We start from the raw sequence: 24,927 nt of genomic DNA on the forward strand, positions 1-24,927 counted from the left end.
ATAGGGTGAAAAGAAAAACGGGAGGTTCGGCGTGTTCGTTGAACGTGCGCCACTTGTCGACTTAGTGTCCTGTTCGGAAGAGTCCAAGAAGCAGACACACTGGTAACCCTAAACTTCAACGTTAGGGTTTGGGTCGGCGTCGGACCGTCCCAATCGGCATCCGTCGTCGCGGCGGGACTACCGCGAAGCGACGACACGTAAATCGAGGCGAGAGGCCTTCGACGTGGCAGCACCGCAGAACTACCTCGCAGTCATCAAGGTCATCGGTGTCGGCGGCGGTGGTGTCAATGCCATCAACCGAATGATCGAGGTCGGTCTCAAGGGCGTCGAGTTCATCGCGATCAACACTGACGCGCAAGCACTGTTGATGAGCGATGCCGACGTCAAGCTCGACGTCGGCCGTGAACTCACCCGTGGCCTCGGCGCCGGGGCGAACCCGGCCGTCGGTCGCAAGGCGGCAGAGGACCACCGTGAGGAGATCGAGGAGGTCCTCAAGGGGGCCGACATGGTCTTCGTCACCGCCGGAGAAGGCGGCGGCACCGGCACCGGCGGCGCACCCGTCGTCGCCAACATCGCGCGCTCGCTCGGCGCCCTGACGATCGGCGTGGTCACCCGCCCGTTCACCTTCGAGGGCCGGCGTCGCGCGAACCAGGCGGAGGACGGCATCGCCGAGCTCCGCGAAGAGGTCGACACCCTCATCGTCATTCCCAACGACCGACTGCTGTCCATCTCGGACCGCCAGGTCAGCGTGCTCGACGCGTTCAAGTCGGCCGACCAGGTACTGCTCTCGGGTGTCCAGGGCATCACCGACCTCATCACCACCCCGGGTCTGATCAACCTCGACTTCGCCGACGTCAAGTCGGTCATGTCCGAGGCCGGATCGGCGCTCATGGGCATCGGCTCGGCCCGCGGCGACGACCGCGCGGTGGCCGCCGCGGAGATGGCGATCTCCTCGCCGCTCCTGGAGGCGTCCATCGACGGCGCCCGCGGTGTCCTGCTCTCCATCTCCGGCGGCAGCGACCTCGGTCTCTTCGAGATCAACGAGGCGGCCCAGCTGGTGAGCGAGGCGGCACACCCCGAGGCGAACATCATCTTCGGTGCGGTCATCGACGACGCCTTGGGAGACGAGGTCCGGGTCACCGTGATCGCAGCGGGCTTCGACGGCGGGCAGCCGCCTGCCCGTCGCGAGAACGTCCTGGGTGCGGGTGCCGGGAAGCGCGAGGAGCCGGCGCCGCCGGTCCGGGCCGCCGAGCCGGTGCGCCAGACGGGCGGGCTCGGTTCCGTCACGCCGCGCGAGGAGCTCCAGGCCCCGGCCGAGTCCGTACCGGTGGCGAAGGAGACCCCGATGTCGCCGGTCTCGACGCCGCATGTCCCGCCGGCCCGTCCCTACCAGGACTCCCAGGCCGAAGAGCTGGATGTCCCGGACTTCTTGAAGTGATAACTCGGCACCACGCAGTGACCCCGGAGTCATCGGGGTATCGCGCTCACTTCGCCTTCACCGACAGGTGGGGCGGGGTGAGCGCCGCTCCGTACGGGGATCTCAACCTCGGCGGCGCGGTCGGCGACGAACCCGCAGCCGTTCTCGCCAACCGGGAGGCGGCCGCCCGGGGTCTCGGTCTGGATCCGGCGCAGGTCGTCTGGATGAACCAGGTACACGGGCGGGACGTGGCCGTCGTCGACGGACCCTGGGGAGAGAGTGCGCAGGTCCCCGCGGTGGACGCGGTGGTGACCGCGCGACGCGGACTCCCACTCGCCGTTCTCACCGCAGACTGCACCCCCGTACTTCTCGCTGACCCGGTCGCCGGGATCGCGGCGGCGGCACACGCGGGCCGCCCCGGCCTGGTCGCCGGAGTCGTCCCCGCCGTCGTCGAGGCCATGGTCGGGCTCGGCGCGGACACCTCCAGGATCACCGCGCACACCGGACCGGCCGTCTGCGGACGGTGTTACGAAGTGCCGGCGGAGATGCGGTCCGATGTCGCCGAAGCCGTTCCCGCATCGTGGTCCGAGACGAGCTGGGGGACACCGGCCGTGGACGTCACCGCGGGAGTCCACGCCCAACTCGAGGCCCTGGGGGTGCGCGACAGGCACACCTCGCCGGTCTGCACCCTCGAATCGGGCGACCATTTCTCGTACCGCCGCGACCGCATGACCGGGCGGCTCGCCGGATATGTCTGGTTGGACTGATAGGGCATGACGGATCGTAGGACTCAACTCGCCGCGAATCTGGCACAGGTGGAGGAACGCATTGCTTCCGCCTGTATCGCTGCCGGTCGCACAAGGGAAGAAGTGACCCTCATCGTGGTCACGAAGACTTACCCCGCGAGCGATGTGCGGATCCTGTATGAACTCGGCGTGCGTCATGTCGCGGAGAATCGTGACCAGGACGCCGCACCCAAGGCAGCCGCGTGTGCGGATCTGTCGCTCACATGGCACTTTGTCGGACAACTGCAGACGAATAAGGTTCGTTCTGTTGCGAGTTATGCCGATGTCGTGCAGTCCGTGGACCGGGCAAAGTTGGTCACGGCCCTCTCGGCCGCCGCGGTGCGCGAGGAGCGCGAACTCGGTTGCCTCATCCAGGTCGCACTCGACGCGGAGAGCGGCGAGCGCGGGGCCCGGGGCGGCGTCGCGCCGGACGGGATCGAGGAGTTGGCTGCCGCGGTGGAAGCGGCGCCGGGGCTCCGGCTCGACGGCCTGATGACCGTGGCGCCGCTCTCGGGACCGTACGCGGGACGGCAACGGGCGGCATTCGACCGGCTGATGGAATTCGCATCCCGCCTGCGCGGGAGCCATCCGGCTGCGAACATGGTCTCTGCAGGAATGAGCGCGGACCTCGAGGAAGCGATTGCGGCCGGAGCGACACATGTACGCGTCGGTACCGCGGTACTCGGAGTCCGACCCGGGCTCCGGTAACGTCGCCAAGCAAGTCGGACCACAGCAGAAAATATGGTCATTCCCGCCGATGGCGGGCAGGCCTGAGTGGATCGCGGGCACTTGGTGACAGATGCCGATCCACCACAGAGCGGAGGACTCAGAGCATGGCCGGCGCGATGCGCAAGATGGCGGTCTACCTCGGCCTCGTGGAGGACGATGGGTACGACGGTCCGGGGTTCGACCCCGACGACGAATTCGAACCCGAGCCGGAGCCGGAGCGCGACCGGCGGAGGCACCAGCCCGCGCATCAGGTGGAGCGGGACCGTGAGCGGGACGAACCGGTACGAGTGGTGCAGCCGCCCGCGCAGCGGGAGCCGGTTCAGATCCCGGCGGAGAGCGTGCGACCCGCCCGGATTGCACCCGTGGCATCCATCACATCTGAACGCCCGAACATGGAGAAGAACGCACCGGTGATCATGCCCAAGGTTGTGTCCGAGCGGGAGCCCTACCGCATCACCACGTTGCACCCCCGGACCTACAACGAGGCCCGTACCATCGGGGAACACTTCCGTGAGGGCACGCCGGTGATCATGAATCTCACGGAGATGGACGATACGGACGCGAAGCGACTTGTCGACTTTGCCGCAGGACTCGTCTTCGGTCTCCATGGCAGCATTGAACGGGTGACGCAGAAGGTGTTCCTGTTGTCGCCTGCTAACGTCGATGTCACGGCGGAGGACAAGGCCCGCATCGCTGAGGGCGGATTCTTCAACCAGAGCTGAGAACACGACACCGGGAACGACCCGGCCGCACGGCCGGAGCTACGAGAGCCAGGGGAGAGGGAAGCGCGAAATGGGCGTCGCACTGCAGGTTGTCTATATCGCGCTGATGTGTTTCCTCATCGTGCTGATCTTCCGGCTGGTCATGGACTACGTCTTCCAGTTCGCACGTTCATGGCAGCCAGGCAAGCCGATGGTGGTGCTTCTCGAGGCCACCTACACTGTCACCGATCCACCGCTCAAGCTTCTGCGGCGGTTCATTCCGCCGCTGCGTCTCGGGGGCGTGGCACTCGACCTGTCCTTCTTCGTTCTGATGATCATCGTTTACATCCTGATCTCGATCGTGACCAGGCTGTGAGCGATACGGTCTTGCCGACTGCCGACGACTACGTAGAGGTGAAGAAGAGATGCCGCTGACCCCCGAGGACGTGCGGAACAAGCAGTTCACGACCGTCCGCCTCCGAGAAGGCTATGACGAGGACGAGGTCGATGCCTTCCTCGACGAGGTCGAGTCCGAGCTGACCCGCCTGCTCCGTGAGAACGAGGACCTGCGCGCCAAGCTGGCCGCCGCCACGCGTGCCGCTGCGCAGAACCAGCAGCAGCAGGGTATGCGCAAGCCGGAGCCGCAGGACCGTCCCGGTGCACCGGTGCCCGCCGCCATATCTGGTCCGCCGGTCCAGCAGCAGCCCCCGCAGATGGGTCCGCCCCAGCTGCCCGGTGGTGCTCCGCAGCTGCCCGCCGGTCCCAGTGGTCACGGCCCCCAGCAGCACGGCCCCGGCCCGCAGGGCCAGCACGGCCCCGGCCCGATGCAGGGCGGTCCCATGGGTGGCCCGATGGGCGGTCCCATGGGTCACGCGCCGCAGCAGATGCAGCAGATGCAGCAGCCGCAAATGCAGCCGCCCGGTCAGGGCCCCGGTGGCGACAGTGCCGCCCGTGTCCTCTCGCTCGCGCAGCAGACCGCCGACCAGGCGATCGCGGAGGCCCGTTCCGAGGCCAACAAGATCGTCGGCGAGGCGCGCAGCCGTGCCGAGGGCCTGGAGCGCGACGCACGTGCCAAGGCGGACGCGCTGGAGCGGGACGCGCAGGAGAAGCACCGCGTGGCGATGGGCTCGCTGGAGTCGGCCCGCGCGACGCTGGAGCGCAAGGTCGAGGACCTGCGTGGCTTCGAGCGCGAGTACCGGACCCGGCTGAAGTCGTACCTGGAGAGCCAGCTGCGTCAGCTGGAAACCCAGGCCGACGACTCGCTGGCCCCGCCGCGGACTCCGGCGGCCGCTTCGCTGCCGCCGTCGCCCTCGCTGGCTCCGGCCGGTGCGGGTGCCATGGGTCACAACATGGGCAGCAACCACGGTGGTCACGGCAGCCCGCAGATGGGCGGCAACCCGTCCATGGGCGGTGGGCCCTCCTACGGCGGTCAGCAGCAGATGTCGCCGGCGATGACTCAGCCGATGGCACCGGTGCGGCCGCAGGCGCCGCAGCCGATGCAGCAGGCGCCCTCGCCGATGCGCGGGTTCCTGATCGACGAGGACGACAACTGAGCGGGGCGCGCGCGCTGAGCGCGTAGCCGTCGGCAGGCTGAGGGCCGGGCCCCGGGGAACCCCCGGGGCCCGGCCCTTTGCCGTGGGCGGGCGGTGAGGGAGCCTGCGGCGGGCCTGTTCCGCTACCCGTCCCTTCCCGAACTGGGGCGCTACGACCCGGACCCCGCGCCTCAAACGCCACCGAGGTATGGGGGTGGGGCGGGCCCCCGGCTTCGGGAAGGGACGGCCGGGGGGAACAGCGAGAGGCCCGGCCGGAACGTGTCCGGCCGGGCCTCTCATGGTGTGGGGTTACTGCTCCGTCTTGCGGAGGCGGAACGTCAGCGCCAGCCCCTCGTCCTCGAACGGAGTGCCGTACGCCCCGTCCGCCTCGCCCTGCGCGTAGTCCAGCGCCAGCACCTCGTCCGCGATGAGCGGCGCATGCTCGGTCAGCGCCTCGACCGTCGCGGGGGACGTGGACGTCCAGCGGACGGCGATGCGGTCCGCCACGTCCAGGCCGCTGTTCTTGCGGGCCTCCTGGATCAACCGGATCGCGTCACGGGCCAGGCCCGCACGCCGCAGTTCCGGGGTGATCTCCAGGTCGAGCGCGACCGTCGCGCCCGAGTCGGACGCCACCGACCAGCCCTCACGCGGTGTCTCGGTGATGATCACCTCGTCGGGGGCAAGGGTGACTGTCTCGCCGTCGACCTCGACCGACGCCGTGCCCTCGCGCAGGGCCAGGGAGAGCGCCGCCGCGTCGGCGTTCGCGACCGCCTTCGCCACCGCCTGGACGCCCTTGCCGAACCGCTTGCCCAGTGCCCGGAAGTTCGCCTTCGCCGTCGTGTCGACCAGCGAGCCGCCGACCTCCGAGAGGGAGGCGAGCGAGGAGACGTTCAGCTCCTCGGTGATCTGGGCGTGCAGCTCGGGGGAGAGCGACTCGAAGCCCGACGCCGCGACCAGGGCGCGGGACAGCGGCTGGCGGGTCTTGACGCCCGATTCGGCGCGCGTGGCGCGGCCGAGCTCGACCAGGCGGCGCACCAGCGCCATCTGCGTGGAGAGCGCCGGGTCGATCGCGGTCAGGTCCGCCTTCGGCCAGGAGGACAGGTGCACCGATTCCGGGGAGTCCGTGGTCACCGGGACGACGAGGTCCTGCCAGACCCGCTCGGTGATGAACGGGGTCAGCGGGGCCATCAGACGCGTGACCGTCTCGATGACCTCGTGCAGCGTGCGCAGCGCCGCCTTGTCGCCCTGCCAGAAGCGGCGGCGGGAGCGGCGCACGTACCAGTTGGACAGGTCGTCCACGAACGCGGACAGGAGCTTGCCGGCGCGCTGGGTGTCGTACCCCTCCAGTGCCTGCGTCACCTGGTCCACCAGCGCGTTCAGCTCGCTGAGCAGCCAGCGGTCAAGGACTGTGCGGTCCGCCGGAGCCGGGTCGGCCGCGGACGGCGCCCAGTTCGACGTGCGCGCGTACAGCGCCTGGAAGGCGACCGTGTTCCAGTACGTGAGAAGGGTCTTGCGCACGACCTCCTGGATCGTGCTGTGGCCCACGCGCCGCGCCGCCCACGGGGAGCCGCCCGCCGCCATGAACCAGCGGACCGCGTCCGCGCCGTGCTGGTCCATGAGCGGGATCGGCTGCAGGATGTTGCCCAGGTGCTTGGACATCTTCCGGCCGTCCTCGGCGAGGATGTGGCCCAGGCAGACGACGTTCTCGTACGAGGACTTGTCGAAGACCAGCGTGCCGACGGCCATCAGCGTGTAGAACCAGCCGCGGGTCTGGTCGATCGCCTCGGAGATGAACTGCGCCGGGTAGCGGCTCTCGAACAGCTCCTTGTTCTTGTACGGGTAGCCCCACTGAGCGAACGGCATCGAGCCCGAGTCGTACCAGGCGTCGATGACCTCCGGGACGCGGTACGCCTCCAGCTGGCAGTTCTCGTGCGAGCAGGTGAACGTGATCGCGTCGATGAACGGACGGTGCGGGTCCAGGTCCGACTGGTCGGTTCCGGTGCGCTCGGTGAGCTCGGCACGGGAGCCGACGCAGGTGAGGTGGTTGTCCTCGCAGCGCCAGATCGGCAGCGGGGTGCCCCAGTAGCGGTTGCGGGACAGCGCCCAGTCGACGTTGTTGTTCAGCCAGTCGCCGAAGCGGCCGTTCTTGACCGAGTCGGGGAACCAGTTGGTCTTCTCGTTCTCTTCGAGGAGCCGGTCCTTGATGGCGGTCGTACGGATGTACCAGGACGGCTGCGCGTAGTAGAGCAGCGCGGTGTGGCAGCGCCAGCAGTGCGGGTAGCTGTGCTCGTAGGGGACGTGGCGGAAGAGCTTGCCGCGGGCGTCCAGGTCCTCGGTGAGCGCCTCGTCGGCCTTCTTGAAGAAGAGGCCGCCGACCAGCGGCAGGTTCTGCTCGAAGGTGCCGTCGGGGCGGACCGGGTTCACGACCGGCAGGCCGTAGGCGCGGCAGACCTTGAGGTCGTCCTCACCGAAGGCGGGGGACTGGTGGACCAGACCCGTACCGTCCTCGGTCGTCACGTACTCGGCGTTGACGATGTAGTGCGCCGGGGCGCTGTCGCTCGGGAAATCGACGAGGGCGAACGGGCGCTCGTACGTCCAGCGCTCCATCTCGCGGCCGGTGAAGGACTGGCCGGTGAGCTCCCAGCCCTCGCCGAGTGCCTTCTCAAGGAGGGGCTGGGCGACGACGAGCTTCTCCTCGCCGTTGCTCGCGACGACGTACGTGACGTCGGGGTGCGCGGCGACGGCGGTGTTGGAGACCAAGGTCCACGGGGTGGTCGTCCAGACCAGCAGCGCGGCCTCGCCGGCCAGCGGGCCGGAGGTGAGCGGGAAGCGTACGAAGACCGAGGGGTCGACGACCGTCTCGTACCCCTGGGCCAGCTCGTGGTCCGAGAGGCCGGTGCCGCAGCGCGGACACCACGGTGCGACGCGGTGGTCCTGGACCAGCAGGTCCTTGTTGAAGATCTCCTTCAGGGACCACCAGACGGAGTCGACGTACGACGGGTCCATCGTGCGGTACGCGTCGTCCAGGTCGACCCAGTAGCCCATCCGGGTCGTGAGCTCGGTGAACGCGTCGGTGTGGCGGGTCACGGACTCGCGGCACTTGGCGTTGAACTCGGCGATGCCGTACGCCTCGATGTCCTTCTTGCCGTTGAAGCCGAGCTCCTTCTCGACCGCGAGCTCGACCGGCAGTCCGTGGCAGTCCCAGCCGGCCTTGCGGCCCACGTGGTAGCCCTGCATGGTGCGGAAGCGGGGGAAGACATCCTTGAAGACGCGGGCCTCGATGTGGTGGGCGCCGGGCATGCCGTTGGCGGTCGGCGGGCCCTCGTAGAAGACCCACTCGGGGCGGCCCTCGGACTGTTCGAGGCTCTTGGCGAAGACCTTGCTCTCGCGCCAGAAGTCGAGCACGGCGTGCTCCAGCGCGGGAAGGTCGACCTGGGCGGGTACCTGGTGGTACTGCGGTGATGTCATGGGCGAGATTCCTCCGGCGGACGTTTTCCACTCCCGTCGGAGGGACGAGAACCGTGCGGCTCCCGCGGTACCACCCTCCTTGGCCCCGGGTGTGCGCCCGTGGCCCCCTCATTGGGGTCGCGATGCCGGTTCTACTTGCCTCGCGGCGTTCTTCCGACGGCTCCGGGTGATCTTCACGACGCGCTCGCCCCCGGGCTTCCACCGTCCCCGGGTCGCTCCTGGCTGCGTACGACGCTACTCGTCCCATCCACGCCTCTCGCTGGCCCCAGTGTACGGGCCCGTCCGGGCGACGGCCGACCGGTTTAGACCGGCCGGCACATGGGAGGCGGCGTCGCGGGGCTGGGTGCGCACTCCCCCAAGGCCTTGAGGGCCAGGGGGGACCCCCTCCGGCGTTGTCGTCAGTCAACAACTCCCCCATAGCCCTGAGGGCATGGGGGGACCCCCTTCGCGTTGCCTCCCTCCTCCGCCTTGCAGCTGCACGCACCCAGCCCCGCTCCTTCTCCCACCCCCCATGTGCCGGTCGGTCTTGTCCGGGGGTGCGGGCGTGACCCGAATGGCGAGACCGGGCGGACGGAGTCCCAGTGGGGGAGCGGAGGGCGGATTACCGGGCGGGGAGCTGGGAACAACGGTTTCAGGCGCGCGCTGATCCGACACGGGGAGAGGCGACTCGGCGGCGTGCCCCGTTGCCGCGGGGCTGGGGTCGATTTATCGTCCCAGCACGATTCGCGTGCAAGATCACAATATGTGAAGGGGCCGCGGCCATGGTGGCGAAGAAGACCGCCGTACAGAAGTCGGCGTCAGCGAGATCCACGGGCGCGGCGGCCGAGGAGACGAACGGAGACACGGGCACGGAGACCGTCCTGGCGCCGGTTCCGGTGAAGGCCGCGGCGAAGAAGACCACGGCGAGAAAGGCTGCGGTGAGGAAGACCGCGGCGAAGAAGTCCGCGGCACGGAAGACGGCCGCGCACGAGGCGGACGGAGAGCGGACGGCCGACGGTGACACCGGCGGCGGGCACGCGGCACCTGGCACGAAGGCCGCGGCGAGGAAGAACGCGGTCAAGAAGGCTTCGAAGAAGGCCGCTGCGGCGGCCACAGGGGCGGCCGAGGCCGCCGAGCAGACGGGAGCCCACACGGTGGTAGCCAAGAAGAGCGCAGCCCGGACCCGCACGCCCGGGAAGGACGCGGCACCGGTGCCGCTCGCCCGGGTCGCCGCCGCGACGGCGCCCGGGGATCTGGCCGTACGGCCGGGCGAGGACCCCTGGATGCCGGAGGAGGTTGCCGAGGCGCGGGCCGAGCTGACCAGCGAGGTCATGCGGCTCCGCAGCGAGCTGGAGGCGTCGGGTGCGGCGCTCGCCGGGCTGATGCGCGACTCCGGTGACGGGGCCGGTGACGACGAGGCGGACACCGGCACGAAGAACATCACCCGTGAGCACGAAATGGCGCTCGCCGCCAACGCCACGGAGATGCTGGAGCAGACCGAGCGGGCGCTGGCCCGGCTCGACGCGGGGACCTACGGACTGTGCGAGATCTGCGGCAATCCGATCGGCAAGGCGCGGATGCAGGCGTTCCCCCGGGCGACGCTCTGTGTCGAGGACAAACAGAAGCAGGAGCGTCGCGGCTGATTCAGGGAGGTGTGTCGTACCCTCGTCTTCGGTCAGGAACCTAGGTTGAGGGACTCACGTGGCAGAGGCGGAGCGCATCATCGGTACGCCGGACAACCCTGATGCTGAGGGGACCGGGGGCCCCGAGGACGAGGTGCGGGGTGAGCCCGGGGGCACGGGCGCGGACACGGACCGGGCCGAGACCCCCGGCAAGGGCAAGCGCAAGATCATGGTGCTCTTCGTCGTGGCCGTCTTCGCCTATCTGCTCGACCTGATCAGCAAGATGATCGTGGTCGCGAAGCTGGAGCACCAGCAGCCCATCGAGGTCTTCGGAGAGTGGCTGCGCTTCGACGCGATCCGGAACGCGGGCGCCGCCTTCGGTATCGGCGAGGCGTACACGGTGATCTTCACCGCCATCGCGGCGACGGTGATCGTGGTCATCGCCCGCCTCGCCCGCAAGCTCTACAGCCTGCCGTGGGCGATCGCGCTCGGTCTGCTGCTCGGCGGTGCGCTCGGCAACCTCACCGACCGGATCTTCCGCTCGCCCGGCCTCTTCAAGGGCGCGGTGGTGGACTTCATCGCCCCCGCGCACTTCGCTGTCTTCAATCTCGCGGACTCCGCCATCGTCTGCGGTGGCATCCTGATCGTGATCCTTTCCTTCAGGGGCCTGGACCCCGACGGCACCGTGCACAAGGACTAGCGGCGGCAAGGCATACTCGACTGGTGAGTACGTATCCCGAGGTCCGCACCCTGCCCGTTCCCGACGGTCTGGAAGGCGAGCGTGTCGACGCCGCCATTTCCCGCATGTTCGGTTTCTCCCGCACCAAGGCCGCCGAGCTGGCCGGTGCCGGGAAGGTGCAGGTGGACGGCGCTGTGGTCGGGAAGTCCGAGCGGGTGCAGGGCGGTGCCTGGCTGGAAGTGGAGATGCCGCAGGCACCCGCTCCGGTGCAGATCATCGCCGAGCCCGTCGAGGGCATGGAGATCGTGCACGACGACGACGACATCGTCGTGATCGTGAAGCCGGTCGGGGTCGCAGCCCACCCGAGCCCCGGCTGGACCGGCACGACGGTCATCGGCGGTCTCGCCGCGGCCGGTTACCGGATCTCGACCTCGGGCGCCGCCGAGCGCCAGGGCATCGTCCACCGCCTCGACGTCGGCACCTCGGGCCTGATGGTCGTCGCCAAGTCCGAGCGGGCCTACACGCTGCTGAAAGGCCAGTTCCGCGACCGGGTCGTCGAGAAGAAGTACCACGCGCTGGTCCAGGGCCACCCGGACCCGATGAGCGGCACCATCGACGCCCCCATCGGGCGCCACCCCACGCACGACTACAAGTGGGCGGTCACGGCCGAGGGCAAGCCCTCCGTGACGCACTACGACCTGATCGAGGCGTACCGGTCCGCGAGCCTCCTCGACATCAAGCTGGAGACGGGCCGTACGCACCAGATCCGGGTGCACATGTCCGCCCACCGCCACCCCTGCGTCGGCGACCTGACGTACGGCGCCGACCCGACGGTGGCCAAGCGCCTCGGGCTGACACGGCAGTGGCTGCACGCGGTCCGGCTCGGCTTCGAGCACCCGTCGGACGGCACCTGGGTGGAGTTCGCCAGCAGCTACCCGGATGACCTGCAGCAGGCCCTCGACAGGATTGCGGCGGAGAGTCAGTGACCACCGGGACCCCGGCCCGGTACACCACGCGCACAGCCGTTGACGAGAGCGACCTCGCGGCCTGTTTCCAGCTCCGCAAGGAGGTCTTCGTCGGTGAGCAGAACGTACCCGAGGAGATCGAGTACGACACCTACGACGCGGACGCGCTGCATGTGATCGCCGTCGCGGCGGACGGTGCGGCGCTCGGCACGGGACGGTTGCTGCACGGCGTGGGCGTGGCCGCCAAGACCGGTGGCGACCTCACCGTCGGCTCGCTCGGACGGCTCGCGGTGACCAGCCGGGCGCGCGGTCTCGGGGTCGGCGCGGCGCTGGTCCGGGCCATCGAGGAAGCGGCCCGCGGTCTCGGTCTGGCCGCTGTGGACCTGCATGCCCAGACCCATGCGCTCGGCTTCTACGAGCGGCTCGGGTACGTGGCGTACGGCCCCGAGTTCCCGGATGCGGGGATCCCCCACCGGGCGATGCGCCGCAACCTGTAGACCACACCGGATTCCGCTCGGCACGCTCCGGAAGGCACAACGTGGACCAACTGGCACTGCTCCTCCTGCTGTTGCTCGGAGCCGTGGTCACGGTGCCACTGGGGGAACGTCTCGGGTTGCCCGCACCGGTGCTGATGACGCTCGCCGGAGTCGGCATGGCGTTCCTCAGCTTCGTACCGAATGTGGACATCCCGCCGGAGATCATTCTTCCCGCGCTGCTGCCGCCGCTTCTCTACGCCTCCGTGCAGCGCACCTCCTGGCGGCAGTTCGCCGCCAATAAACGACCGATCTTTCTGCTGGCCGTGGCACTGGTCTTTGTGACGACGGCAGCCGTCGCCGCCGTCGCCAACGCGATCGTCCCCGGCCTGCCCCTCGCCGCCGCCGTGGCCCTCGGCGCGCTCGTCGCCCCACCCGACCCGGTCGCCGCGACCGCCGTCGCGGGATCGCTCGGGCTGCCGCGCAGGCTCGTCTCCATCCTGGAGGGCGAGGGACTGTTCAACGACGTGACCGCGATCGTGCTCTACCACGTGGCGATCGCCGCCGCGGTGAGTGGCACCTTCTCGCTGCCGGAGGCCTTCGGGCTGCTGATCCTCTCCGCCGTGGTCGCCGTGGCGGTCGGTCTCGCGGTGGGCTGGCTGACCATCAAACTCATGGGTCTGCTCGGCGATGCGACGCTCCAGGTCGGGCTGACGCTGCTGGTGCCGTTCGTGAGCTATGTGCTCGCTGAGGAGCTCAAGGGGTCGGGCGTGCTCGCCGTGCTCACCACCGCGCTGTTCCTCGCCGAGCACACCGCCGACGCGGACGACGTGCTGGGCCGGCTCGCCGGCCGGAGCTTCTGGGAGATCGTCGACACCCTCGTCACCGGCGTCGCCTTCGGCCTGATCGGTCTCGAACTGCACAACGTCTTCGGCACGTCGCACGGGCGCGCCTGGGAGATGGTTGGCTGGGGCCTGGTGGTGGTCGTGGTCGTCGTCGGCGTACGGCTGCTGTGGCTGCTGCCCGCCACCTGGCTGGCCAAGCGGCTGCACACCCGCCGCGACTACAGCGAGGAGATCCCCACCAGCTGGCGCGAGACCGTCGTGATGTGGTGGGCCGGGATGCGCGGGGTGGCCTCCGTCGCGCTGGCCCTCGCGATCCCGCTGAAGACGGACGACGGGAAACCGTTCCCCGGCCGCGACGAGATCGTCTTCATCGCCTTCGTCGTGATCATGGCGACCCTGGTCGTCCAGGGACTCACCCTGCCGTGGCTGGTACGGAAGCTCGGCGTCCGCGCCGACACGGACGCGGAGGCCGCGCTGGAACGGGACCTCGCGTTCCGTGCCGCGAAGGCTGCGAGGCACCGGCTCCAGGAGATCCAGGAGGTCGAGGAGTTCACGGAGGAGGTGGTGGAACGACTGCATCGGCTGGCGTACGACGTGGGGGCGCGGATCAGCCCCGACATGGTCGACGAGGACCGGCGGGAGGCGTACGCGAAGCGCGCCGAGCGGTTGCGGGCGGTCAACCGGGTGCAGCGCGAGATGATGTCCGCCGCCCGGCACGCGGTGCTGTCCGCGCGCAGCGAGTCGGGGACGGACCCGGAGGTGGTCGACCGGGTGCTGCGGCAGCTGGACGTACGCAGCCTGCGCTGACCCGGACGCTCCCGCGGCCTGTGCTTCCGGCCGGTGCTCCGGGCCCCCGTCCCTCAGCCGCGTCCGGTCCGGGGCGCCACCTCCGCCACCGACCGTGACCAGCGGACGCAGTTTGTTCTCCATCCCGTCGTTCGCCATGCCGTCGACCGTAGCTGGCACCATTGCTCCCATGAACATCATGCTTTTCCACTCGACGTACGGTCTGCGCCCCGCGGTGCACGCGGCCGCCGCCCGGCTGCGCGGCGCGGGGCACGAGGTGCACGTGCCCGATCTCTTCGACGGGCACACGTTCGAGACCGTCGAGGAAGGCATGGCCTTCAAGGACGAGCTGGGCAAGGACGAGTTGCTCAAGCGCGCCGTGCTGGCCGCAGCCCCCTACTCCGAGCGCGGTCTCGTCTACGCCGGCTTCTCCTTCGGCGCCGCCACCGCTCAGACCCTGGCACTCGGTGACGAGAAGGCGCGCGGGCTGCTGCTCCTCCACGGCACGTCGGACATCGCGGAGAACGCGGAGGTCGACGAGCTACCCGTGCAGCTCCATGTCGCCGACCCCGACCCGTTCGAGACGCCCGACTGGCTGAACTCCTGGTATCTGCAGATGCAGCGAACCGGCGCCGATGTGGAGATCTACCGGTACCCCGGTGCGGGCCACCTCTTCACGGACCCGGACCTGCCGGACTACGACGCGGCGTCGGCCGATCTGACGTGGAAGGTCGCCCTCGGCTTCCTCGCCACTCTGTAGACGGCCGGAGCCCCGCACACCCTGACGGTGTGCGGGGCCCCTCGTCCGTACGCCGGGATCAGGCGCGGTACGCGGTCCAGCTGTCGCTCATCCGCTGCACCTGGCCCGCGGTGAACTGGTACATGCACGAGTCGTAGGTGTAGTCCATGAAGTTGTGGATCGGGTCGACCCCGGTCTTGTTGGTGCAGGTGTCGCGTCCGGTCGGGCACGCGAACGCGGGGCTCTGCTCGGCCGGCGTGTCGGAGACGTAGTCGCCGTTGCCGTTACAGCCGCCCTGGAACGTGTGGTAAAGCCCCATCCAGTGGCCGACCTCGTGGGTGGCGGTGTCGCCCTCGTTGTAGTTGGTGGCCGAGCCGCCCGGCAGCGAGGTGTCGAGGATGACCACGCCGTCCATGTTCGGGCTGGATTTGTACGAGCTGGGGAAGGTCGCCCAGCCGAGCAGCCCGCCGCCGAGGTTGGCGGTGTAGACGTTGAGCGCGTTCTTGCCGCCCTTGCGCAGCGCCGTCTTCATGTCCTTCTCGGCGGAGGAGCCCGAGGAGAGGTTGTACCAGGTGGCGTTGTCGGTGTAGTCGGTGCCGGCCAGCGAGAACTGGAAGCCGGAGCTGGTGTTGCCGGTGCCCTGGCCGCCGTATGCCGCGTTCAGCACGTTCATCTGGCTGCTGATGTCGCCGGAGGTGAGCTTGCCGGTGGTGCCGGAGTGGATGACGTGGAAGTAGACCGGGATGGTGGCTCCGGCGGTGAGCGTGGCGCCGCTGACCCGGCGGTCCGCGAGTCTCGCCTTGAGCTGCGCGTCCATGGCCTTGGCCTGGGTCGCGGTGAGTTCGTTGGGGTCGGAGGCGTGCTTGGTGCCCGAAGGACGGGCCGCGCGCGCGGTGGCGTCGGTACTCGCGCACTTCTCCGCCGAGGCGGAGGCGGTGGACACCTTGGCGGCGGCCGCGCCGGAGGGAGCGGAGAGCGGTGCCAGGGCCAGGGTTCCGGCCAGGACGGCGACGCCGATCGCACGGTGACGTATACGCGGCGATATACGGGCAAGAGTGCGCACGAGTACTCCTCGCTGAAGCGTGGATGAGGGATTTCCTCACCCGCCGCCGGGAGATTACGTGCGCATGTCACATCTTGAGGAGCACTGATCAGGCCCAATCAATCGTTGGGCAAACCGGGGAAACGGGAAGAAATAATTCTGTCCGTTCCAGGGTTTGAGACACGGACGTAACGTCCCGCGTTACCCCGACGGGTGGTGTGTCCCCATTGGATCCAGGGAACACGCCACCCGCCGTAGCGACGTAATGCACCGTCAACATGGCCCGCTGTGGCCGAAACTAGACGCTTCAGCGCGCCGGGCGGTCCACCCGCTCGACCTTCTGGGTGCCGCTGCGCGTCCGGTACGAGCGTGTCCAGGCGGAGCTCGCGTCCCGCTTCGTCTTGTCGGAGACCACGTAGTAGTCCGTCTTCTTGGCGCCGGCCACCCGGTCGGTCCAGGCGCCCTCGGTGTCCGGCGTGTGGTTCTCGGTCCCGCCCATGACCGGTAAGGCGAACGGGCGGGCGAACCAGGGAAGTTCGCCCGCCCGCAAGGAAACCGCTGCCGGTTGTCAGCCCTTGAGTGCCTTGTCGACCGCGGTGTTGAAGTCGGCCACGCTCATCGGGGCGTTCTGGCTGCCCTCGCTGGTGAGCGTCTTGCCGTCCATCTTCAGCGTCGGGGTGCCCCTCACGCCGCTCTTGTCGAACGCCGCGGACATCTTCATCGCCCAGTTGTCGTACGTGCCGTCGTTGACGTCCTTCTGGAACGCCTTGTTGTCCTTCAGTTCGGCCACCGTGTTCGCGACCTTGATCAGGTACGAGTCCTTGGCGAACTTGTCGTCGGTCTCCGCCGGGTGGTACTTCGCGGAGTAGAGCGCGTACTTGTAGTCGAGGAACGCCTGCGGGCTGACATTGAGCGCCGCGCCGAGCGCGCTGAGCGCGTTCTTGGAGCCCTCGCCGTTGTCGCTGTTGTCGATGAACGTGGCGCCGATGAACTTGATCTTGTACTTGCCGTCGTCGACGTCCTTGTGGACCGTCTCGCCGACGGTCTGCTCGAACTGGCCGCAGATCGGGCAGCGCGGGTCCTCGTACAGTTCGAGGGTCTTCTTGGCGGTCGGCTTGCCGATGACGACGGTCGTGCCGTTGTCGCCCGAGGTGTTCTTGGGCGCCGTGACGTTCTTCGCGTCCTTGGCCGCCTCCCAGTGACCGGGCTTGTTCATCTGCATCACGGCGTAGCTGACGCCGCCGGCGATCGCCAGCACGGCGACCACCGAGAGGCCGACGATCACCTGCTTGCGGATCTTGTCCTTCTTGGCCTGGCGCTCGCGCTCCGCGCGCAGCCGCTCACGGGCGGCTGCCTTGTTGGCCTGGCTGTTGCGCTTGCTCATGGCTGTTTCTCCGTGGTGTGTGGGGTTGTCAGGGACTGTCCGGGCTCAGGCGATGGCGCAGGCCGAGCGCGGCGGTCCCCTCCGCCCCACGGAGTGCACGAGCAGACGGGCGTGCGCGAGCAGGTGCGAGCGGTACGGGGCGGGCCGGGCGGCACGCCGTACGGAGCGGCGGACCGTACCCGCCACGGCGACCGCGATCAGCAGCGGCCGGAACGCCGTGGCGGCGACAGCCCGCAGCAGACCGGCGAGCGCGGACTCGCCGCGCCGCAGCCACGCCGCGGCCAGCAGACCGACCGACACATGGGCGGCCAGCAGCAGCCACGGCACAGCCGGACCGGGAGAGGCCAGCAGGGCGGCGACACCGTGTCCGGCACCGGTCACGGAGGCGAGCGGGGTGCCGGCCGCGCCGACCCCGCCGAGCTGCGCCCCACCGGTACCGACCTCGCCGCCGCCGCACAGGACATCGACGCCGACCGAACGCAGCGGACCCGCGATCGGGCCGCCCGCCGCTCCGTAACAGAGGTGCTGGCCGGTGGTGAAGACCGTGTCCGCGGCCAGCTCCAGCGGCACCAGCAGCCCGGCGATCGCGCCGAAACCGCGCTCCCGCCCTGCCAGCGCGTACGCCACGGCGAAGACCAGACCGGCCAGCCCGCCGACCACGGTCAGCGGCAGTGGGACCTGGGAGAGCAGCACATGGGACGCAGCGGAGAGCGTCACGACGAGCGCTGTGAAGAGCGCCGCGCGTACGACTCTGAGCTGCGTCCCGGATATGTCCATCGCCCGAGAGTGTGCCATGTGAACCTGTCAGCGCCGCCTAAAGGGGGTGTTTCGAAAGGAGCGTCGTCCCCCAGCATGGCAGGCGGGACTCTCGAAACACGCCCCTGAGAGGAGCTGTGGCACCGCGAGGAGACCTACAGCCCCCGGATGCGGCCGTTGCGGAAGAGGTCCACGAAGATCTGGTGGTCGGCCCGCGCCCGAGCCCCGTAGCTGTGCGCGAAGTCCACCAGCAGTCCGGCGAAGCCCTCTTCGTCCGCCGCGATCGCCGCGTCGATCGCCCGCTCCGTGGAGAACGGCACCAGCGAGTGGCCGCTCTCGTCGTCCGCGGCGGAGTGCATGGTCGCCGTCGCCCGGCCGAGGTCGGCGACGACCGCCGCGATTTCGTCGGGCTCGTCGATGTCGGACCAGTCCAGGTCCACCGCGTACGGCGAGACCTCGGCAACCAGCTGACCGGCACCGTCCAGCTCGGTCCACCCCAGCCACGGGTCGGCGTGCGCCTGCAGGGCGCGCTGGGAGATGACCGTGCGGTGCCCCTCGTGCTGGAAGTAGTCACGCACGGCCGCGTCGGTGAGGTGCCGCGAGACCGCCGGGGTCTGTGCCTGCTTGAGGTAGATCACCACATCGTTCTCCAGGGCGTCGCTGTTGCCCTCCAGAAGGATGTTGTACGAGGGCAGCCCGGCCGAGCCGATACCGATGCCGCGACGGCCGACGACGTCCTTCACTCGGTACGAGTCGGGGCGGGTCAGGCTCGACTCGGGCAGCGTCTCCAGATAGCCGTCGAACGCCGCCAGCACCTTGTAGCGCGTTGCCGCGTCCAGATCGATCGCGCCGCCGCCGTCCGCGAACCGGCGCTCGAAGTCCCGGATCTCCGTCATCGAGTCGAGCAGCGAGAACCGGGTCAGCGACCGGGCGTCGTGCAGCGCGGCCAGCAGCGGCCCCTCGGCGGTGTCCAGGGTGAACGGGGGCACCTCGTCGTTCTTCGCGCCTGTTGCGAGCGCGTGGATCCGCTCGCGGTAGGCCGCCGCGTAGATCCGGACGAGCTCACTGATCTGGTCGTCGCCCAGCGCCTTCGCGTACCCGATCAGGGCGACGGAGGCGGCGAACCGCTTGAGGTCCCAGGTGAACGGGCCGATGTACGCCTCATCGAAGTCGTTCACATTGAAGATCAGCCGGCCGTTCGCGTCCATGTACGTGCCGAAGTTCTCCGCGTGCAGATCGCCGTGGATCCACACCCGGCCGGTTCGGTCGTCCAGGTATGGCCCGCCGTGCCGCTCCCGCTCCAGGTCGTTGTAGAACAGGCATGCCGTGCCCCGGTAGAAGGCGAACGCCGAGCCCGCCATCTTGCGGAACTTGACCCGGAAGGCAGCCGGATCGGCGGCCAGGAGCTGGCCGAAGGCAGTGTCGAAAACCTCGAGAATCTGCTCCCCGCGCTGCGCTGCGCCGGTCTGCGCCTCCGACATTTCTGGGTGCCTCCTGGTACCTGGCGTGCATGGATAAATGGGGCGGGCGTCTCCGTCCCCTCAACGCGCGACGGTACCCGGGAGTGCCCCTCGGTTGTCGGACCGGAGACGTAGACTTCCACGCTGTCGCCCCAGTCCGTCATTGCTTGTTTCCCCGGAGGCCCGACCCGTGACCAAGCCGCCTTTTACGCACCTTCACGTCCACACCCAGTACTCGCTGCTGGACGGTGCCGCGCGGCTCAAGGACATGTTCGCTGCCTGCAATGAAATGGGCATGTCGCACATCGCGATGACGGACCACGGCAACCTGCACGGGGCGTACGACTTCTTCCACCAGGCGAAGAAGGCCGAGGTGACGCCCATCATCGGCATCGAGGCCTACGTCGCCCCGGAGTCGCGCAAGCACAAGCGGAAGATCCAGTGGGGCCAGCCCCACCAGAAGCGCGACGACGTCTCGGGTTCGGGTGGCTACACCCACAAGACGATCTGGGCGGCGAACAACACCGGTCTGCACAACCTGTTCCGGCTCTCCTCGGACGCGTACGCCGAGGGCTGGCTGCAGAAGTGGCCGCGCATGGACAAGGAGACCATCGCCCAGTGGTCCGAGGGGCTGATCGCGTCCACCGGCTGTCCGTCCGGCGAGGTGCAGACGCGGCTGCGGCTCGGCCAGTTCGACGAGGCGGTCCAGGCGGCCTCCGACTACAAGGACATCTTCGGCGAGGGCAAGTACTTCCTGGAGCTGATGGACCACGGCATCGAGATCGAGCGCCGGGTCCGTGACGGACTCCTCGAAATCGGCAGGAAGCTCGACATCCCGCCGCTCGTGACGAACGACTCGCACTACACGTACGCCAGCGAGGCCACCGCGCACGACGCGCTGCTCTGCATCCAGACCGGCAAGAACCTCTCCGACCCGGACCGTTTCCGTTTCGACGGCACGGGCTACTACCTCAAGACGACGGACGAGATGTACGCCGTCGACTCCTCCGACGCCTGGCAGCAGGGGTGCGCCAACACCCTGCTGGTCGCCGAGCAGATCGACACCAGCGGGATGTTCGAGAAGCGCGACCTGATGCCGAAGTTCGACATCCCGGACGGCTTCACCGAGGTCACCTGGTTCCAGGAGGAGGTCCGGACCGGCATGAACCGGCGCTTCCCCGGCGGTGTCCCCGAGGACCGGCAGAAGCAGGCCGAGTACGAGATGGACGTCATCATCCAGATGGGGTTCCCGGGGTACTTCCTCGTTGTCGCCGACTTCATCATGTGGGCCAAGAACAACGGCATCGCGGTGGGCCCCGGGCGTGGCTCCGCGGCCGGTTCGATCGTCGCGTACGCGATGGGCATCACCGACCTCGACCCGATCGAGCACGGACTGATCTTCGAGCGGTTCCTCAACCCCGAGCGTGTCTCCATGCCCGATGTCGACATCGACTTCGACGAGCGTCGGCGCGTCGAAGTGATCAGGTACGTGACGGAGAAGTACGGCGCCGACAAGGTCGCCATGATCGGTACGTACGGCAAGATCAAGGCCAAGAACGCGATCAAGGACTCCGCCCGCGTCCTCGGCTATCCGTACGCGATGGGCGACCGGCTCACCAAGGCCATGCCCGCCGATGTCCTCGGCAAGGGCATCGACCTCTCCGGAATCACCGACCCCAAGCACCCGCGGTACAGCGAGGCGGGCGAGATCCGGGGGATGTACGAGAACGAGCCGGACGTCAAGAAGGTCATCGACACCGCCAAGGGCGTCGAGGGGCTGGTCCGGCAGATGGGTGTGCACGCCGCCGGCGTGATCATGTCCAGTGAGCCCATCGTCGACCACGCCCCGGTCTGGGTGCGGCACACCGACGGCGTCACCATCACGCAGTGGGACTACCCGCAGTGCGAGTCGCTCGGCCTGCTGAAGATGGACTTCCTCGGCCTGCGCAACCTCACGATCATGGACGACGCCATCAAGATGGTGAAGGCCAACAAGGGCATCGACCTGGAGATGCTCGCCCTTCCGCTGGACGATCCCAAGACGTACGAGCTGCTCTGCCGCGGTGACACGCTCGGCGTCTTCCAGTTCGACGGCGGTCCGATGCGTTCGCTGCTGCGCCAGATGCAGCCCGACAACTTCGAGGATATTTCCGCCGTCTCGGCCCTGTACCGGCCGGGCCCGATGGGCATGAACTCGCACACGAACTACGCCGAGCGCAAGAACGGCCGCCAGGAGATCACTCCGATCCACCCGGAGCTGGAGGAGCCGCTCAAGGAGACGCTCGGCCTGACCTACGGCCTGATCGTCTACCAGGAGCAGGTGCAGAAGGCCGCCCAGATCATCGCCGGGTACTCGCTCGGCGAGGCCGACATCCTGCGCCGCGTGATGGGCAAGAAGAAGCCCGACGAGCTGGCGAAGAACTTCGTGCTCTTCCAGGCGGGCGCCAAGAAGAACGGCTTCTCCGACGCGGCGATCCAGGCGCTGTGGGACGTACTGGTCCCGTTCGCCGGGTACGCGTTCAACAAGGCGCACTCCTCCGCGTACGGACTGGTCACGTACTGGACCGCGTACCTCAAGGCGAACTACCCCGCCGAGTACATGGCGGCGCTGCTGACCTCGGTCAAGGACGACAAGGACAAGTCCGCGGTCTACCTCAACGAGTGCCGCCGCATGGGCATCAAGGTGCTCCCGCCGAACGTCAACGAGTCCGAGTCGAACTTCGCCGCCCAGGGCGACGACGTCATTCTCTTCGGGCTGACGGCCATCCGTAACGTCGGACAGAACGTCGTCGACTCGATCATCCGGTGCCGCAAGGCGAAGGGAAAGTACAGCAGCTTCCCCGACTTCCTGGACAAGGTCGAGGCGGTGGTCTGCAACAAGCGGACCGTCGAATCACTGATCAAGGCCGGCGCCTTCGACGAGATGGGCCACACCCGCAAGGGCCTCGTCGCCCACCACGAGCCGATGATCGACAACGTGGTGCAGGTCAAGCGCAAGGAGGCCGAGGGACAGTTCGACCTCTTCGGCGGCGGCGAGGAGGACAGCGACGAGCCGGGCTTCGGGCTCGACGTCGAGTTCTCCGACATCGAGTGGGAGAAGTCGTACCTGCTGGCCCAGGAGCGCGAAATGCTCGGGCTGTACGTCTCCGACCACCCGCTCTTCGGTATCGAGCACGTGCTGACCGACAAGTCCGACGCGGCGATCTCCCAGCTCACCGGCGGCGAACACGCCGACGGGGCGATCGTCACCATCGGCGGCATCATCTCCGGACTCCAGCGGAAGATGACCAAGCAGGGCAACGCCTGGGCCATCGCCACCGTCGAGGACCTGGCCGGTTCCATCGAGTGCATGTTCTTCCCGGCCACGTACCAGCTGGTCTCCACCCAGCTCGTCGAGGACACCGTCGTCTTCGTCAAGGGACGGCTCGACAAGCGTGAGGACATTCCGCGGCTGGTCGCCATGGAGATGCAGGTCCCCGACCTCTCGTCGACCGGGACCAACGCACCGGTGGTACTCACCATCCCGACGGTCAGGGTCACCCCGCCGATGGTCGCCCGCCTCGGCGAGGTGCTCAGCAACCACCGGGGCAACACCGAGGTACGGATCAAGCTCCAGGGCCCCCGCAAGACCACCGTCCTCCGGCTCGACCGGCACCGGGTCCAGCCCGACCCGGCGCTCTTCGGTGACCTGAAGGTGTTGCTCGGCCCGTCCTGCCTGGCCGGCTGAGCGGCCGCCGCAACGCACGAGAGAGGCGCCCCGCGATGAGGGAGCGCCTCTCTCGGCTACCGGCCTGTGGCCGGGCCGGAGTCGGCCGTCAGTTGTGGCCGAAGCGCCGCTGATGCTTACGGGCAACATCAGCAGGGCTGCCCTGGGCTTGCGACTGGGACTGGGACTGCGACTCGTAAGGCGTCGACTTCGTCTCCTCCGCGCCGCGCTCCGGTATGGACGTGCGGTTCTGCTGGCTGCCCTGCTTGCGGTTCTTGTTCTTGGCCATGGTGTTCCTCCTGTGCGGAATCTCGGGGCCAGGACCGCTGTCAGATTCACATACCGCCATATACGGCGCATGTTGGATCATTACCGTGCGTAATGAAGGGGTATGATGCGCCGTTTTCCGCTTCCGCCACGCCGATGATCGAGTTCCGGCCGTCAACCCTCGCGCCGTCGGGCAGACTTCGAGGAAACCCTGAGCAGAACCCATTCCCGAATTCCGGAAGAGGGTGGAACGCGTGGACCGTTGCGTCGTCCTGGTGGACGCCGGCTACTTGCTGGGCGCAGCCGCGAGTCTGCTGGCGGGAGAGCCCGCCCGTTCCCGCATCACCGTCGACCATGCGGCACTGATTCAGGGCCTGCGCGAGCGAGCCGAAGCCGATACGGAGCAGCCACTGCTGCGGATCTACTGGTTCGACGGTGCCCCCGACCGCGTACCGCAGCCCGAACACCGCAGACTGCGCGTCATGCCCAGGGTGACCGTAAGGCTCGGCGCGCTCACACGCAGTGACGGGCGCTGGGCGCAGAAGGGCGTCGACGCCGCCATGCACGCCGAACTCACCGAACTGGCCAGGAACCGCGCCTGTTCCGATGTCGTCCTGGTGACCGGCGACGGCGATCTGCTGCCCGGACTGATGTCCGCGAAGGAACACGGCGTGGCTGTCCATCTCTGGGCCGTGCAGGCCGCCGACGGCGACTACAACCAGTCCGAGGACCTGGTCGCCGAGGCCGACGAACGCCGGGTGCTCGACCGGGCCTGGATCACCCAGGCCGTGCGGGCCAAGGACAACGGCGGCAGCTGCGCCCCACCCCCCGCACCCCGCCCCGAGATCGCCGCGATCCTCTCCGCGCCGCTGCCCGAGGCAGCGCTCGCCGCCTCCGCCGAACGCGCCTCGGAGGCCCAGGCGGCCGCCGCCCGCGACGGCGCGGCGGCGGCCACCGGCGAGGACACCGCGCAGGCCCCGGCCGCGCACGCCGGCAGGGGCGTCCCCACCCCCAAGGATCTGGCGGGCACCCTGCGCGGCCCCGGCACCCCGATCGCCGCCGCGCAGCCCCCGGCGACCGCGACCCTGCGCTGGTCCTCCGACAAGGGCTGGATGGAGCGCGGCGGACCACTCGGCGAACCCGCCGAGACGGCCTCGCTGCCCACTCTCGCCCAGCTCACCTCCGCCGAGCAGCGCTGGGCGGACCGTGAGGAGGACATCACCACGGTCGGCGGCGACCCGTTCGAGGTGGGTCAGGTCTTCGCCCGGCGCTGGATGGAACGGCTGCCGGACACCGTCCATCTGCAGAAGCTGTCCACCATGTACCCGCGGATCCCACACCGCATCGACGGCGAGCTGCTGCGGTACGCGGCGCGGTTCGGCCTGCTCGCCCACAAGGACGACCAGATCGACGAACACGACCGATACGCGATCCGGGCGGGTTTCTGGCGCGAGATCGATGTACGTGCGGCGGCCGAACACGCCCCCGCGGTGGAGTAGTCCGGCAGCCCGGGCGCAATGAGAGGCGTTCGACCCCGTACCCTCGTACCTCGTGAGTACGGGCACAGCACAGGCGCAGACGGCGACCGGGAC

General features: G+C 68.8%; 21 protein-coding genes. 14 read left to right on the forward strand and 7 right to left on the reverse strand.

Translation table 11 applies throughout. The annotated features are described in order from the left end of the window. The first annotated feature begins 223 nt into the window (after nucleotides 1-223). The 6 genes from ftsZ to AB0915_RS10780 all read left to right on the forward strand — a co-directional run bounded on the left by ftsZ (nucleotide 224) and on the right by AB0915_RS10780 (nucleotide 5,185). Complete coding sequence (gene ftsZ / locus AB0915_RS10755; protein ID WP_366135005.1) at nucleotides 224-1,438, forward strand: cell division protein FtsZ; 1,215 nt, start codon at nucleotides 224-226, stop codon at nucleotides 1,436-1,438. Then, nucleotides 1,435-2,184, forward strand: coding sequence for a peptidoglycan editing factor PgeF (gene pgeF, locus AB0915_RS10760; protein WP_366690741.1), 750 nt, complete (start codon nucleotides 1,435-1,437; stop codon nucleotides 2,182-2,184). The genes ftsZ and pgeF overlap by 4 nt, the downstream gene beginning before the upstream one ends. 6 nt (nucleotides 2,185-2,190) lie before the next feature. After that, nucleotides 2,191-2,910 carry a YggS family pyridoxal phosphate-dependent enzyme gene (locus AB0915_RS10765; protein ID WP_366690742.1) on the forward strand — a complete coding sequence of 240 codons (720 nt, stop codon included), beginning with the start codon at nucleotides 2,191-2,193 and terminating at the stop codon, nucleotides 2,908-2,910. 125 nt (nucleotides 2,911-3,035) lie between these two features. Then, the gene (gene sepF / locus AB0915_RS10770) at nucleotides 3,036-3,653 is read left to right on the forward strand and encodes a cell division protein SepF (protein ID WP_366690743.1); all 618 of its coding nucleotides are present in this window, start codon (nucleotides 3,036-3,038) and stop codon (nucleotides 3,651-3,653) included. Between the two features lie 70 nt (nucleotides 3,654-3,723). Further along, nucleotides 3,724-4,008 (forward strand): YggT family protein, encoded by a 285-nt coding sequence (locus AB0915_RS10775; RefSeq protein ID WP_037697102.1) that lies wholly within the window; start codon nucleotides 3,724-3,726, stop codon nucleotides 4,006-4,008. Between the two features lie 49 nt (nucleotides 4,009-4,057). Further along, nucleotides 4,058-5,185 (forward strand): DivIVA domain-containing protein, encoded by a 1,128-nt coding sequence (locus AB0915_RS10780; RefSeq protein ID WP_366690744.1) that lies wholly within the window; start codon nucleotides 4,058-4,060, stop codon nucleotides 5,183-5,185. Nucleotides 5,186-5,473: 288 nt separating this feature from the next. Here AB0915_RS10780 and ileS read toward each other — a convergent pair whose 3' ends face one another. Next, nucleotides 5,474-8,632 (reverse strand): isoleucine--tRNA ligase, encoded by a 3,159-nt coding sequence (gene ileS, locus AB0915_RS10785; RefSeq protein WP_366690745.1) that lies wholly within the window; start codon nucleotides 8,630-8,632, stop codon nucleotides 5,474-5,476. Between the two features lie 761 nt (nucleotides 8,633-9,393). Between ileS and AB0915_RS10790 the strand changes: the two genes are divergently transcribed. The 6 genes from AB0915_RS10790 to AB0915_RS10815 all read left to right on the forward strand — a co-directional run bounded on the left by AB0915_RS10790 (nucleotide 9,394) and on the right by AB0915_RS10815 (nucleotide 14,741). Beyond that, nucleotides 9,394-10,254: a TraR/DksA C4-type zinc finger protein gene (locus tag AB0915_RS10790; RefSeq protein ID WP_366690746.1), complete on the forward strand. Its 861-nt coding sequence runs from the start codon at nucleotides 9,394-9,396 to the stop codon at nucleotides 10,252-10,254. 58 nt (nucleotides 10,255-10,312) lie between these two features. Beyond that, nucleotides 10,313-10,933 (forward strand): signal peptidase II, encoded by a 621-nt coding sequence (lspA, locus tag AB0915_RS10795; protein ID WP_366690747.1) that lies wholly within the window; start codon nucleotides 10,313-10,315, stop codon nucleotides 10,931-10,933. A 23-nt stretch (nucleotides 10,934-10,956) separates the two neighbouring features. Next, nucleotides 10,957-11,898 carry an RluA family pseudouridine synthase gene (locus AB0915_RS10800; RefSeq protein ID WP_366690748.1) on the forward strand — a complete coding sequence of 314 codons (942 nt, stop codon included), beginning with the start codon at nucleotides 10,957-10,959 and terminating at the stop codon, nucleotides 11,896-11,898. Further along, on the forward strand, nucleotides 11,895-12,374 hold the full coding sequence (locus tag AB0915_RS10805) for a GNAT family N-acetyltransferase (protein ID WP_366690749.1): 480 nt from the start codon (nucleotides 11,895-11,897) through the stop codon (nucleotides 12,372-12,374). Before AB0915_RS10800 ends, AB0915_RS10805 begins: the two co-directional genes overlap by 4 nt. A 41-nt stretch (nucleotides 12,375-12,415) precedes the next feature. Next, nucleotides 12,416-14,002, forward strand: coding sequence for a Na+/H+ antiporter (locus AB0915_RS10810; protein WP_366690750.1), 1,587 nt, complete (start codon nucleotides 12,416-12,418; stop codon nucleotides 14,000-14,002). A gap of 169 nt (nucleotides 14,003-14,171) precedes the next feature. After that, nucleotides 14,172-14,741 (forward strand): dienelactone hydrolase family protein, encoded by a 570-nt coding sequence (locus tag AB0915_RS10815; RefSeq protein WP_366690751.1) that lies wholly within the window; start codon nucleotides 14,172-14,174, stop codon nucleotides 14,739-14,741. Between the two features lie 58 nt (nucleotides 14,742-14,799). On the opposite strand, the gene AB0915_RS10820 is transcribed toward AB0915_RS10815, so the two are convergent. The 5 genes from AB0915_RS10820 to AB0915_RS10840 all read right to left on the reverse strand — a co-directional run bounded on the left by AB0915_RS10820 (nucleotide 14,800) and on the right by AB0915_RS10840 (nucleotide 19,383). Beyond that, nucleotides 14,800-15,783 (reverse strand): zinc metalloprotease, encoded by a 984-nt coding sequence (locus AB0915_RS10820; protein ID WP_366690752.1) that lies wholly within the window; start codon nucleotides 15,781-15,783, stop codon nucleotides 14,800-14,802. Nucleotides 15,784-16,069: 286 nt separating this feature from the next. Further along, complete coding sequence (locus tag AB0915_RS10825) at nucleotides 16,070-16,261, reverse strand: hypothetical protein (RefSeq protein ID WP_366690792.1); 192 nt, start codon at nucleotides 16,259-16,261, stop codon at nucleotides 16,070-16,072. A gap of 69 nt (nucleotides 16,262-16,330) precedes the next feature. Continuing rightward, nucleotides 16,331-17,146, reverse strand: coding sequence for a DsbA family protein (locus tag AB0915_RS10830; protein ID WP_366690753.1), 816 nt, complete (start codon nucleotides 17,144-17,146; stop codon nucleotides 16,331-16,333). 45 nt (nucleotides 17,147-17,191) lie between these two features. Beyond that, nucleotides 17,192-17,923, reverse strand: a complete 732-nt coding sequence (locus tag AB0915_RS10835; RefSeq protein ID WP_366690754.1) for a hypothetical protein — start codon at nucleotides 17,921-17,923, stop codon at nucleotides 17,192-17,194. Nucleotides 17,924-18,057: 134 nt separating this feature from the next. After that, on the reverse strand, nucleotides 18,058-19,383 hold the full coding sequence (locus AB0915_RS10840; RefSeq protein ID WP_366690755.1) for a DUF2252 domain-containing protein: 1,326 nt from the start codon (nucleotides 19,381-19,383) through the stop codon (nucleotides 18,058-18,060). A 169-nt stretch (nucleotides 19,384-19,552) separates the two neighbouring features. On the opposite strand from AB0915_RS10840, the gene dnaE reads away from it, so the two are divergent. After that, complete coding sequence (gene dnaE, locus AB0915_RS10845) at nucleotides 19,553-23,089, forward strand: DNA polymerase III subunit alpha (protein WP_366690756.1); 3,537 nt, start codon at nucleotides 19,553-19,555, stop codon at nucleotides 23,087-23,089. A gap of 88 nt (nucleotides 23,090-23,177) precedes the next feature. On the opposite strand, the gene AB0915_RS10850 is transcribed toward dnaE, so the two are convergent. Beyond that, nucleotides 23,178-23,357, reverse strand: coding sequence for a hypothetical protein (locus AB0915_RS10850; protein ID WP_366690757.1), 180 nt, complete (start codon nucleotides 23,355-23,357; stop codon nucleotides 23,178-23,180). A 223-nt stretch (nucleotides 23,358-23,580) separates the two neighbouring features. On the opposite strand from AB0915_RS10850, the gene AB0915_RS10855 reads away from it, so the two are divergent. Further along, nucleotides 23,581-24,834 (forward strand): NYN domain-containing protein, encoded by a 1,254-nt coding sequence (locus AB0915_RS10855; RefSeq protein WP_366690758.1) that lies wholly within the window; start codon nucleotides 23,581-23,583, stop codon nucleotides 24,832-24,834. The last annotated feature ends 93 nt before the right edge of the window (nucleotides 24,835-24,927 follow it).

This window comes from Streptomyces sp. NPDC048411, from assembly GCF_040704695.1.
Classification (GTDB): Bacteria; Actinomycetota; Actinomycetes; order Streptomycetales; family Streptomycetaceae; genus Streptomyces.